Origin of the sequence: Streptomyces albiflavescens, assembly GCF_014645835.1 — a bacterium.
Lineage (GTDB): Bacteria > Actinomycetota > Actinomycetes > Streptomycetales > Streptomycetaceae > Streptomyces > Streptomyces albiflavescens.
Window position 1 is genome coordinate 146,088 of sequence record NZ_BMMM01000005.1, and the last position, 11,560, is coordinate 157,647.

Annotated in this window: 11 protein-coding genes; 7 read left to right on the forward strand and 4 right to left on the reverse strand. The window is 70.4% G+C overall.

The genetic code is table 11. The features are described from left to right. Positions 1–94 precede the first annotated feature (94 nt). From IEY95_RS48970 to IEY95_RS15685, 4 genes are all read left to right on the forward strand, one after another. Complete coding sequence (locus IEY95_RS48970) at positions 95–313, forward strand: glycosyltransferase (RefSeq protein WP_229702981.1); 219 nt, start codon at positions 95–97, stop codon at positions 311–313. A gap of 143 nt (positions 314–456) precedes the next feature. Next, positions 457–1,542 carry an S-(hydroxymethyl)mycothiol dehydrogenase gene (locus IEY95_RS15675; protein WP_189186649.1) on the forward strand — a complete coding sequence of 362 codons (1,086 nt, stop codon included), beginning with the start codon at positions 457–459 and terminating at the stop codon, positions 1,540–1,542. Further along, positions 1,542–2,171: an MBL fold metallo-hydrolase gene (locus tag IEY95_RS15680; protein ID WP_189186650.1), complete on the forward strand. Its 630-nt coding sequence runs from the start codon at positions 1,542–1,544 to the stop codon at positions 2,169–2,171. Before IEY95_RS15675 ends, IEY95_RS15680 begins: the two co-directional genes overlap by 1 nt. A 128-nt stretch (positions 2,172–2,299) precedes the next feature. Further along, complete coding sequence (locus IEY95_RS15685; RefSeq protein WP_189186651.1) at positions 2,300–3,226, forward strand: SDR family oxidoreductase; 927 nt, start codon at positions 2,300–2,302, stop codon at positions 3,224–3,226. 16 nt (positions 3,227–3,242) lie between these two features. On the opposite strand, the gene IEY95_RS15690 is transcribed toward IEY95_RS15685, so the two are convergent. Then, entirely contained in the window at positions 3,243–3,782 is a 540-nt protein-coding gene (locus tag IEY95_RS15690; RefSeq protein ID WP_189186652.1) for a hypothetical protein, read from the reverse strand. Between the two features lie 50 nt (positions 3,783–3,832). On the opposite strand from IEY95_RS15690, the gene IEY95_RS15695 reads away from it, so the two are divergent. Beyond that, on the forward strand, positions 3,833–4,630 hold the full coding sequence (locus IEY95_RS15695; protein ID WP_189186653.1) for an SDR family NAD(P)-dependent oxidoreductase: 798 nt from the start codon (positions 3,833–3,835) through the stop codon (positions 4,628–4,630). A 197-nt stretch (positions 4,631–4,827) separates the two neighbouring features. On the opposite strand, the gene IEY95_RS15700 is transcribed toward IEY95_RS15695, so the two are convergent. Then, positions 4,828–6,231, reverse strand: coding sequence for a pyridoxal phosphate-dependent decarboxylase family protein (locus IEY95_RS15700; RefSeq protein WP_189186654.1), 1,404 nt, complete (start codon positions 6,229–6,231; stop codon positions 4,828–4,830). Positions 6,232–6,291: 60 nt separating this feature from the next. On the opposite strand from IEY95_RS15700, the gene IEY95_RS15705 reads away from it, so the two are divergent. Further along, positions 6,292–7,668, forward strand: coding sequence for an aminotransferase-like domain-containing protein (locus tag IEY95_RS15705; RefSeq protein ID WP_189186655.1), 1,377 nt, complete (start codon positions 6,292–6,294; stop codon positions 7,666–7,668). Positions 7,669–8,044: 376 nt separating this feature from the next. Here the strand turns inward: IEY95_RS15705 and IEY95_RS15710 are convergent, their stop codons facing one another. After that, positions 8,045–9,238, reverse strand: a complete 1,194-nt coding sequence (locus IEY95_RS15710; protein WP_189186656.1) for a TIGR03118 family protein — start codon at positions 9,236–9,238, stop codon at positions 8,045–8,047. 391 nt (positions 9,239–9,629) lie between these two features. Between IEY95_RS15710 and IEY95_RS15715 the strand changes: the two genes are divergently transcribed. Next, complete coding sequence (locus IEY95_RS15715; protein ID WP_189186657.1) at positions 9,630–10,325, forward strand: L,D-transpeptidase family protein; 696 nt, start codon at positions 9,630–9,632, stop codon at positions 10,323–10,325. A 30-nt stretch (positions 10,326–10,355) separates the two neighbouring features. On the opposite strand, the gene IEY95_RS15720 is transcribed toward IEY95_RS15715, so the two are convergent. Continuing rightward, positions 10,356–11,558 (reverse strand): Gfo/Idh/MocA family protein, encoded by a 1,203-nt coding sequence (locus IEY95_RS15720; protein WP_189186658.1) that lies wholly within the window; start codon positions 11,556–11,558, stop codon positions 10,356–10,358. Positions 11,559–11,560 lie beyond the last annotated feature (2 nt).

An 11,560-nucleotide genomic window follows, 5' to 3' on the forward strand; every position in this document is an offset into this window, starting at 1 on the left:
GAGTTCGGTGCGGGGCATTCAGGCTACGTCGGCGCCGGGGCGGATTTGGAACGTCGGGGCGGACCGGGAACGCCGGGGCGGATCCGGAACGACGGTGCGGGCCGGGGCAGAGGCCCTCGCGTTCCCCTCCGTCAACGAGGGCTTCGGGCTCGCCGCGTCGGAGGCGCTCGCCGCGGGCGTCCCGCCGGTCGTACGCGATCCGCCGGTCCTGCGCGATCCGCCGGTCCTGCGCGAGGTGTTCGGACCGGCCGCCCGTTTCGCGGACACTCCGCAGGCCCTCGCCGCCGCACTTGATCGCGCCCTCACCCCGTAGGACTCGGTGCGTGCGGGAGCCGGCCGGCGCCCAGCCGCCCGGCACACCCGGGGCCGGGCCGCCGAGCGTCACCTGGCCTTCTACCGGTCGGTCACACCGTAGGGTCGGTTGACGGAACGTCGACCTAGGGAAGGGCTCATCACATGGCGCAGGAAGTACGGGGCGTGATCGCACCGGGCAAGAACGAGCCGGTGCGTGTCGAGACCATCGTCGTGCCGGATCCGGGGCCGGGCGAGGCCGTGGTGAAGATCCAGGCGTGCGGGGTCTGCCACACCGACCTGCACTACAAACAGGGCGGCATCAACGACGACTTCCCGTTCCTGCTCGGCCACGAGGCCGCCGGCATCGTGGAGTCGGTCGGCGACGGTGTCACGGACGTCGCACCCGGGGACTTCGTCATCCTCAACTGGCGCGCGGTGTGCGGGCAGTGTCGGGCCTGTCTGCGCGGGCGCCCCTGGTACTGCTTCAACACGCACAACGCGCGGCAGAAGATGACCCTCACGGACGGCACCGAGCTGTCACCGGCCCTCGGCATCGGCGCCTTCGCCGAGAAGACACTGGTCGCCGCCGGACAGTGCACCAAGGTCGACCCGGCCGTCTCCCCGGCGGTGGCCGGACTGCTCGGCTGCGGAGTGATGGCAGGGATCGGGGCCGCCCTCAACACCGGGAACGTCGGCCGGGGCGACACCGTCGCCGTCATCGGCTGCGGAGGCGTCGGCGACGCGGCGATCGCCGGGTCCCGCCTCGCCGGCGCGGCGAAGATCATCGCCGTGGACATCGACGACCGGAAGCTCACCACCGCCGAGAAGATCGGCGCCACGCACACCGTCAACTCGCGCGAGACCGACCCCGTCGAGGCCATCCGCGAGCTGACCGGCGGCTTCGGCGCGGACGTCGTCATCGAGGCTGTCGGGCGTCCGGAGACGTACAAGCAGGCTTTCTACGCCCGTGACTTGGCGGGCACGGTCGTGCTCGTCGGCGTACCCACCCCGGACATGAAGCTCGAACTGCCGCTGATCGACGTCTTCGGACGGGGCGGTGCCCTCAAGTCGTCCTGGTACGGCGACTGCCTGCCCACCCGTGACTTCCCCATGCTGATCGACCTGCATCTCCAGGGACGCCTGGACCTGGGCGCGTTCGTGAGCGAGACGATCGCCCTGGACGAGATCGAGCCGGCCTTCGAGCGAATGCACCACGGCGACGTGCTGCGCTCGGTGGTGGTGCTGTGATGACCGCGCGCATCGAACACCTCGTCACCTCGGGCACGTTCTCGCTCGACGGCGGCACCTGGGAGGTCGACAACAACGTCTGGATCGTCGGCGACGACCACGAAGCCGTCGTCATCGACGCCGCCCACGATGCCGACGCCATCGCCGCCGTGGTGGGCAACCGGCGGCTGCTGGCGATCGTGTGCACCCATGCTCACAACGATCACATCGATGCCGCTCCGGCCCTCGCCGAGCGCACCGGTGCCAAGATCTGGCTGCACCCCGACGACCTGCTGCTGTGGAAGATGACCCACCCCAACCGCCTCCCGGACACCTGGTTGCAGGACGGCCAGGTGATCGAGGCGGCCGGCGCCGACCTGACCGTGCTGCACACCCCGGGCCACGCCCCTGGCGCGGTCTGCCTGTACGACCCCGGCCTGGGCACCGTCTTCACGGGCGACACGCTCTTCAAGGGCGGACCGGGAGCCACCGGCCGTTCCTTCTCCCACTTCCCGACGATCGTCGAGTCGATCCGCGAGCGCCTGCTGAGCCTTCCGGCCGACACGGTCGTCCGTACGGGACATGGGGAGTCGACCACGATCGGGGCCGAGGCGCCGCACCTGGAGGAGTGGATCGCGCGCGGCCACTGACGCCGGACGCGCCGGGACACGATGGAACGGACTGAAGAAACCTGACAGGAGATGTCCGGCTTCCGGGAGACGCTCGTAGCACCACCGACGGGAAGGCACCGTCGGTTCCACGAGCACGGAGGTCGGACATGTCAGGGCCGCTGGAAGGCACGCTGCGGGGCAAGGTCGCGCTGGTCGCGGGGGCGACCCGCGGAGCGGGCCGGGGGATCGCCGTGGAGCTCGGCGCGGTCGGCGCCACCGTGTATGTGACCGGGCGCAGCACACGCGAGCGGCGCTCGGAGTACGACCGCCCGGAGACTGTCGAGGACACCGCGGACCTCGTCACGGCGGCGGGCGGCCGGGGCATCGCGGTCCCCACCGACCACCTCGTCGCGGCGGAGGTCCAGGCCCTCGTCGCGCGCATCGCGGAGGAACAGGGCGGGCTCGACGTCCTGGTCAACGACATCTGGGGCGGCGAAAGACTCTTCGAGTGGGACACCCCGGTCTGGGAACACGACCTCGAGAATGGCCTACGGCTGCTGCGCCTCGCCGTGGAGACCCACGCGATCACCAACCACCACGCGCTTCCCCTGCTGTTGCGCAAGCCCGGAGGCCTGGTCGTCGAGATGACCGACGGCACCGCCGAGTACAACCGGGAAACCTACCGGGTCTCCTTCTTCTACGACCTCGCCAAGTCGTCGGTCCTTCGCATGGCGTTCGCCCTGGGACAGGAGCTCGGCCCGCGCGGAGCCACCGCCGTGGCGCTCACACCCGGCTGGCTGCGCTCGGAGATGATGCTCGACAACTACGGTGTCACCGAGGAGAACTGGCACGACGCCCTGGAGCGCAACCCGCACTTCGGTATCTCCGAGACCCCGTTCTACGTGGGCCGCGCCGTCGCCGCCCTGGCCACCGACCCGGACGTCGCGCGCTGGAACGGGGCGTCGCTCTCCAGCGGGCAGCTCGCCCAGGTGTACGGCTTCACCGACCGTGACGGCAGCCGCCCGGACGCCTGGCGCTACCTCGTCGAGGTCCAGGACGCGGGCAAGCCGGCGGACGTGACGGGGTATCGCTGAGGGACGCCGGGCCCGATCACGTGTGCACATGAGGCAACGGCAGCGGCCACCGCGCGGAATGGCCGGGCGGAAGCGCCAGGTCCTCCCGGACCGCCGTGTAGTACCCCTCACGCCCGGCGCGCTGCCGTTCGAGCAGGGCCTGCCACGCTTGCGGATCGTGCGTTCCCTCTCTCAGGAACTGTTCCATCTCCATGACCAGGACGACCCATGCGCGGGCCTTCTCCACCACCTGCGGGCTGCCCAGGAGCACCAGCGCCTCGCCGGAAGGATCCCTGGCGAAGGTGGCTTCGGCGATGAGGGGGGCCGCGTCCTCGGGCGACAACGGGTGCGGATGAGGGTCGTTGCCCAGGTGCGACGCGACCCGGTAGGTCAGCGTGACGGACTTCTTCAGGGCCCGAGCGTAGTCGGCGTACACCGCGAGCCGGCGCTCCTCCCAACGGGCCGTCTGCTCCCGGCGGAACCGGGCCCGGTCGCCCCGCACGATCGCCAGATACGAACCGAGGGCACCGATGACCACGCCGATCAGCGCCGGTAGTTGTTGCATGAACGCGGACATGGGCGCACGGTATCTGTCCCCGGGACGATCAGGGCAGTAACTTCCGTGCCATGACTGCGATGAGGCGTTTCGAGGGCCACGGAGTTCTGATCACGGGCGCGGCCCGCGGCATCGGGGCGGCCACCGCCCGTCGGGTGGCCGAGGAGGGTGCCCAAGTCCTCGTCACCGACGTCGACCTGGTGGAGGCGGAGAAGACAGCGGCTTCGATCCGTGAACTCGGCGCGCGGGCGGAGCCGTTCGGGTGCGACGTGGGGGAGCGGGCACAGGTCGAGGCGGCCGTCGCGTACGCCGTCGACGCCTTCGGCTCGCTCGACGTCCTGGTGAACAACGCCTACCGGTGCACGCCCGACGCCCCGCTCTTCGAGGACGAGCCGGACGACGTGTGGGCCCGCGACCTCGACATCACCCTGACCGGTGCCTACCGCTGCTCGCGCGCGGCGCTCCCGCACCTGGCGGCCTCGGCGCACGGAGCCATCGTCAACATCGGCTCCGTCAACGGCATCCAGAGCTTCAGCAACCACGCCTACAGCGCGGCCAAGGCAGGCCTCATGTCGCTGACCCGCACCCTCGCCGAGCACGCCGCGGCGCGTGGCGTGCGCGTCAACCTGGTCGCACCGGGCACGGTCCGCACCACGGGGTGGGAAGGCCGAGAGGCCGATCTCGCCCGGGCGTCGCAGGTGTATCCGCTGGGACGGGTCGGCGAACCGGAGGACATCGCGGCCGCTGTCGCCTTCCTCGCCTCCCGGGACGCGGCCTGGATCACCGGCACGACGTTGTGCGTGGACGGGGGCCTGCTCGCGGTCAACACGGGATTCCGGCAGGCGATCCAGCAACACGAAGGTGCTTAGGGGGTTTCTGATGGATCTCCGCGGCGTCGCGACGCCCGGCACGCACTCTCGCCGCACCGGACAAAAGCCCTAGTAGCTCCTCCCCCACGCTCGGCTTCGCTCGCGCGGGGGGACCCCCATCGAGGACTTCCGCCCGGCACGCCGAGAGCACGCACCGAACGCCGCTCCTTCTTCCACGGAGATCCATCAGAAACCCCCTAGCGGCGAAGATCCGCGCAGTGGCGCCTGAGGGACTCGAACACCCGGTCCGTGTCGGCCTCGGACGTACGCCAGTTGCTGAAGGCCGCCCGCAGCGCGTGCGTCCCGGCGTAGAACGTCGGCGTCACGAAGGCCTCGCCCGAGGCGGCGACCGCGTGGGCCAGCGCGTGCACCCGCTCCTCGCTCGGCTCGTCGGCGAGGGTGAAGCAGACGACGTTGAGCCGGACGGGCGCCAGGAGCCGCAGCCCGGGAACCTCCTGCGCGATCCGCTCGCCCAGCCGCCGGGCGAGCGCCACGTTCCGCTCGACGATCTCGCGATGCCCCTCGCGCCCGTACGCCGTGAGTGAGAACCAGGCCGGGAGCGCGCGCAGCCGACGGGAGTTCTCCGGAGTGAGGTGCAGGAAGTCGGGGTCGCCGCCGGGCAGTCCCAGATACGGCGACGCGTTGTGGAAGACCTGGACCTGGAGGTCCTGGCGGCGGGTGAACTGGACGGCCGCGTCGTAGGGGACGTTCAGCCACTTGTGCAGGTCGACACAGACGGAGTCGGCCGCGTCCAGGCCCTCGACGAGATGCGCGTACGACGGTGACAGCGCGGCGAAGCCGCCGAACGCGGCGTCCACGTGCAACCAGAAGTCGTACCGTTCCCGGAGTGCGGCGATGGCCCGCAGATCGTCGAAGTCGACGGTGTTCACGGTCCCGGCGTTCGCCACGACCACGGCCGGATGCCCGTCGAGCGCGTCGAGGGCGGCGGCGAGCCGCTCGACGTCGACGGCCTCCCGGTTCCCGGACAGCACCGGTACCGGACGCAGCCGGTCCCGCCCGATGCCGAGCACGGACAGCGCCTTGGCGACGCTGGAGTGCGGGCTGCCGGACAGCACGTCGACCGGACCGAGCGCGCCGGCCCCCTGCCGCGAAACCGACACACCCCGGCGCTCGCCGAGCCACTCCCGCGCGATGGCCAGACCCACCGTGTTGGAGACGGTCGCCCCGCTCACGAACGCACCACTGTGCGCCTCGCTCAGCCCGAACAGCTCGCGCAGCCAGCCCAGCGTCTCGCGTTCCAGGGCGGTCGCGGACGAGCCGCCGCTGCCCGACACGTTCTGGTCGTACACGCTGGTCAGCCAGTCTCCGGTGAGCGAGGCGGGCGTCGCACCGCCGGTGACGAAGCCGAGGTAGCGCGGACCCGCGGAGCCGGAGAAACCCGGCGCCCAGCGCTCGGCGAACCGCGCCAGCGCACCCTCGGCGCCCGCTCCCTCGGCGGGAACGTGCCCCGGGGCGGGCGCCTTGTCGAGGTGGGCGACGGGACGGTCGTCGAGACCGTTCATCTCCCGGGCGGCGAAATCGCGGGCGGACTGCAGGAGTTCGGGGAGCCGGTGGAGGTCGTCGGCGAGGGTGGGGTGCATGGCGGCAGCGTAGGCGGGCGGCGGACCGAAATCCTGGTCCAGTTGAGGGAAACTGGACCAATGCAGAGGGGATTCGCCGTGGCGCTCGGCACCTGGCGCACGCAAGAGGGCCCGCTCGCGCGGTCGCTGTCCGCCGCCGTACGCGAGGCGGTGGTCGACGGCCGTCTCCCCGCCGGCACCCGGCTGCCCTCCGAGCGGGAACTCGCCCGCACCCTCGACCTCAGCCGCGGCACCGTCGTCACCGCGCTCACCTTGCTGCGGGACGAAGGCTGGCTGCACACCCGGCACGGCAGCGGCAGTGTCGTAAGGCTTCCCGAGCGCCTCACCGAGCGCACCACACCGTGGTCACTGGACCGGGGCGGCACGGGCGACGCGGACCTCGACCTGACCCTCGCGGTCACGGCAGCGCCCCACGAGGCGTATCTGGCCGCACTGGGCCGGGCGGTCGAGCGCAGCGCCGCCCTGCTGGTCGACTCGGGGGTGGCGACGCCGGGGTTGCCCCGACTGCGCGCGCTCCTCGCCGAGCGGTACACGCGCTCGGGCCTGGCCACCCGCCCCGAGCAGATCCTGGTCACCTCGGGCGCGCAGGCCGCGCTGACGCTGCTCCTCGACCATCTGCACACCGATCGCAGGGCGCCGGTGGTGGTGGAGAGCCCGACCTATCCGGGGGCTCTCGCCATCCTGCGACGGCGCCGGGCCCGTCTGCTGCCCGTGCCGGTGACGGCCGCGGACGGCTGGGACATGGAGCGGCTCACCCAGGTCGTCCGAGGACAGGGGCCCCACCTCGCCTACCTCGTCCCCGACTTCCACAACCCCACCGGTGCGCATATGGCCGCCGCGACCCGGGGCGCGGTCGCCGCGCTCGCCGAACGCCATGCGCTGACCGTCGTCGTCGACGAGACCATGCGCGACCTGGACCTGCGGACGCCGCCGCGACCGGAGCCCCACCTCGGTGGAGCACGAGTGATCCAGATCGGCTCGGCGAGCAAGGTGCTGTGGAGTGGGCTCCGGGTCGGCTGGATCCGGGCGGGCGCGGATCTCGTACGCGAGCTGGTGCGCAATCCGCTGCAGGCGCAGTTGTCCCCGCCGCCGCTGGAGCAGCTGATCGCCGCCGAGCTGTTCGGAGACGGCCTGGACGAGGTTCTCGCCGACCGCCGGACCCGCCTGCGTGCTCAGCGCGACCACCTGGCCGGACTACTCGAGGCGACGCAGGCCGGATGGAGGTTCACGGTGCCGAACGGCGGGCTGTCCATCTGGCTGCACCTCGGCCCGGCCACGACGGCGACAGAGCTGGTGGCGCGCGCCGCGGTTCGGGGTCTCGCGGTGTCGCCCGGTCCGCTGTTCGCCGCCGACCGCGCGACCCTGGCCCACCATCTGCGTCTGCCGTTCACGGCCACGCCGGACGTGCTCACGCGGGCGGTGGCGCTGCTGCGGTAGTCGCCCGGAGTGGTCTCGGCGGGCCTGGCTGCAGGGGGTTGGCGTGGACGTCTGTCGGGCGGGCGGGTGACGGTGGAGAGCGTGGGGAGCGAAGATCACGATCCTCAGGGGCCGCTTTCCGAACGTGATGCTTTGGTTCGGGGTGGGTGGGCATGAACTCTGGTTGACGGCGGGGGAGACGGGGTGGTTCGTCCGCTCGTCTCGCTCCTCGGCGTCGACTGCTGCGGGCGCGGCGACCACAAGCTCGTCGCGCACTACGAGAACAGCGCGTTCACGGCGGGGGAGACATACACGGTCGGGGACGACCGGTGGCCGGGGCAGGTGCCGGCCCGGCTGGTGTGGTCGGACACCCGCCGGGCCGGCGCAGAGTGCGCGGTCAGCCCTCGGCCCGCAGGGTGCCGAGCAGGCCGTGAGCCTCGTCCTCGATGCCCGCGGCGAACCAGACGGAGTCCTTGCCGCCGGACTGCTTCGTGCCGCTCTGCAGGCCCCAGAGGCCCTCGATCTCGATCGGGTCGCCGTTGCGGTCCTTCAGGGTTCCCTTGAGCTTGCCGGTCTTCTTGTCGAAGACGTTGATGCGGCCGTCGCCGAAGTTGCCGACGAGCAGGTCACCGGCGAACTTCCCGAAGCCCTTGGGGGCGACTTCGAGGCCCCAGGGGGAGTTGAGCACATGCCCGTTCTTCGGGTCGGTGCCGCTCGCGAAGCGCTGCAGCAGTTTCCCTTCCGTGCTGTACACGTCGATGAAGCCGTGCCCGGCTCCCGGGACGTCGTCTTCCTTGTCTGCGTCCTGGAGGGCGTAGGTCACGAAGACCTTGGAACCGATCGTCTTGACATCGAACGGTGCGTAGCCGTCGGGGAGGTTCGGGTCCTCGAACCGGCTGTCGGTCGGCGGTACGGGGTTGAAGTCCTTGTCGAAGACGTCGATGCGCGCGTCACTGAAGTTCGCGACGAGGATTCGCGACTCGTCGCACTTCTCGTCCTCGCCGTCTTTCCCGTGCTCCCCGTACTCCTTGTCGTCCTTGCCGCGTACCAGCGCCAGGCCCTTGAAGATGGCGTCCTCGTGCGCGACCGTGTCGACGCCCGTCCCGGTGATGTCCGGGTTCCATGCGAAGAGGTCGCCGTGCTCCCCCGCGAAGAGGAACTTGGCGGCGGCCGTGGAGCCTTTGGGCCCGATCTGGAAGTCGTCGGTGTCGTTGCGTACCACCCCGGTCGGGGCGCCCCCCTCCGGGAAGTCCACCACCAGGGGCACGATGCTGACCGGCTGCCCGTCCACGGCTCCGGTGTAGCTCGTGGACTTGTCGGAGCCGTTGTCCGAGACCCGGACCTCTCCGGTCTTCGTGAGCGCCAGGCCCCAGGGGTTGACCAGGTTCGTGTCCTGCACCTCCGCTCTGCCCGCGAGGTCGGAGACGAGGTCCCTCTCCAGGAAGCCGTGGTCCGTCGTGCGTGGGGCGGCCTCCCCCGGCCCGGGCGGCGCCGCGGCGGCGAGGGTGCCGACGGTGCCCAGGGTCAGTGCGGCAGCCAGCAGCCGTTTACTGAAGGGGCGGGATCGACGGACCGATACCTGCTGTGCCATGTACGTAACTCCTCTACCAGTGTGGGATAAACCGGTAGAGCTCATCAGATGCGACGTAAATCGTATGCGCCAGTCGACGTACGACGTCCGACGCACCGCCCCGCCGATCGGGCCTCGCCCAACTGGCCGCACACCGAGCCACGCGGGTCGGCTGGACGGACGCCGACCTCGTCACACCAATCCAGCTGGAGGTTGACGTTGTTCTCGTGTACCTCGATCGTGCCGGGCAGGACCGATTCCTCAAGACCCCAGGACAGAGGCGTCCAAAAGTGTCACAAGGCTACGAGAAAAGTCACCGTTTGGTCGCAGCCCGATTCCCCCTACAACGCACGCCCCCCGACGTGGGTCTACCAGGCAGGCAACGCGAGACGCACGGAAGGGAAGGTCCGCCATGGGGGACATACGCAGACGAGGAGCCGTCGCGCTCGGGATCACCGGACTGGTCGCACCGCTGACCCTCGCGCTGGGCACGACGCCCGCGCAGGCCGCGAGCTGCACGACCCAGACCGGCCCGTATCAGAAGCAGGTGGAGAAGTTCCTCGGCCGGCCGGTCGACGGGCGGCAGTCCGCCGCCGACTGCACGGCGATCCAGGCCTTCCAGACCAAGCACGGCATCACCCCGAACATCGGGTACGCGGGACCCGTCACCTGGGGCGTGATGGACCTCATGAACAAGCAGAAGGCCGTCGGCAACAACCCCAACAAGGACGGCAAGTGCCCGGTCAACAAGGGCCGCATCGCCTGCGTCAACCTGACGCTCCAGCTCAGCTGGATCCAGGACGGCAGCACCCTCGTCTACGGGCCGGTGCCGGTCCGCACGGGACGCGACGGATACGAGACCCGCACCGGCCTCAAGAAGATCTACTGGCGGGACATCGACCACGTCTCGACCATCTACAACGTGCCGATGCCCTACAGCCAGTTCTTCGACGGCGGTCAGGCCTTCCACTCGGTCGGCCTCAGCATGTGGAACCCGCCCGGCTCGCACGGCTGCGTCAACATGACCACGACCACCGCGAAGAAGTACTGGTCGCTGTTGAAGACCGGCGACGACGTGTTCGTGTACGGCCGCAAGCCGGGCACCTGACGGCGCCCGGCTCCCCGATGGGCCGAAACGTTACGCCTCCGGAGCGTTCCCGAAGTCCGGTATGTCCAGCCTGACGCCGCCCTGCCGCGCCGACTCGTGCGCGACGATGCCCGGCAGGGTGTAGCGGGCCGCGACCCACGCGTTCACCGACGGCAGTGTCCGGGTGTTGACCGCGGTCACGAAGTCGTCCACCAGGAAGTGGTGGCTGCCCTCGTGCCCGTTGTGGAGCTGGTCGAACTCCCGCGGCAGACGCGCCCGGTCGTGCACGGGCGCCGATCCGGACGTGAAGGCGGCCCGCAGCGCGGGTGCGATGTGCTGGAGCGACGGGTCGTCGGGCGCCAGTGTCGGCTTGGGCTCCAGGAGCTCGGTGATGTCCTGCACCCCCTTCTTGTCCTGCCAGAAACTCACCGTCGCGAGTTGTTCCATGCTGGCGTCCGTACCGAAGAACCGGAATCGCGACTCCCGGATGTGCGAGGGATAGCCCACGCGGCGGAACTCGTTGGTACGGAACGAGCCGCCGCCCGCCACCTCGAACAGCGCGGTGGCATTGGAGAAGTCATTGCCGAACTGGCTGATCTCCTTGTCGAACACGCCGTCCCCGCGCTCGTCGCGCACCCCGATCGCGGACACGCTCACCGCGTGCGTCTGCCACGCCCCGAGCACCCCGCCCACCGAGTGCGTCGGGTAAAGGAGCGGGGGATAGCTGGCGGTCGCCTTCCAGTTCTCGCCGCCGCTGTACTGGTACGCCTCGTAGAACCCCAGGTCCATGTCGTGCACATAGTCGCCCTCGGCGTAGAAGAGCCGTCCGAAGGCGCCCTCGGCGATCTGGTTGCGGGCATGGACCGTCGCCGGGTTGTACTGGCTGGTCTCACCCATCATGTACGTCAGCCCGGTCGCCCGTACGGCGTCGATGATCGCGGCGATTTCCTCCGTACTGATGGCCATGGGCACCGCCGAGTACACGTGCTTGCCGGCTCGGAGCCCCTGAAGAACCAGTGGCCCGTGCGTCCAGCGCTGGGTGAAGATCGCGACGGCATCCACCGCCGGCGACTCCAGCATCGCCTCGTACGAGGGGAAAGTGCCCGACAGCCCTTCGGCGGCCGCCATTTCGTCGGCCCGCCCGGGGAGCAGATCGGTGACGTAGACATCACCGACGCCGGGATGGGCGAGGAACAGCTTGGCGAACTGGCCGGAAAACTGCCCGGCGCCGACGATGCCGAGAGAGAACGTCATGG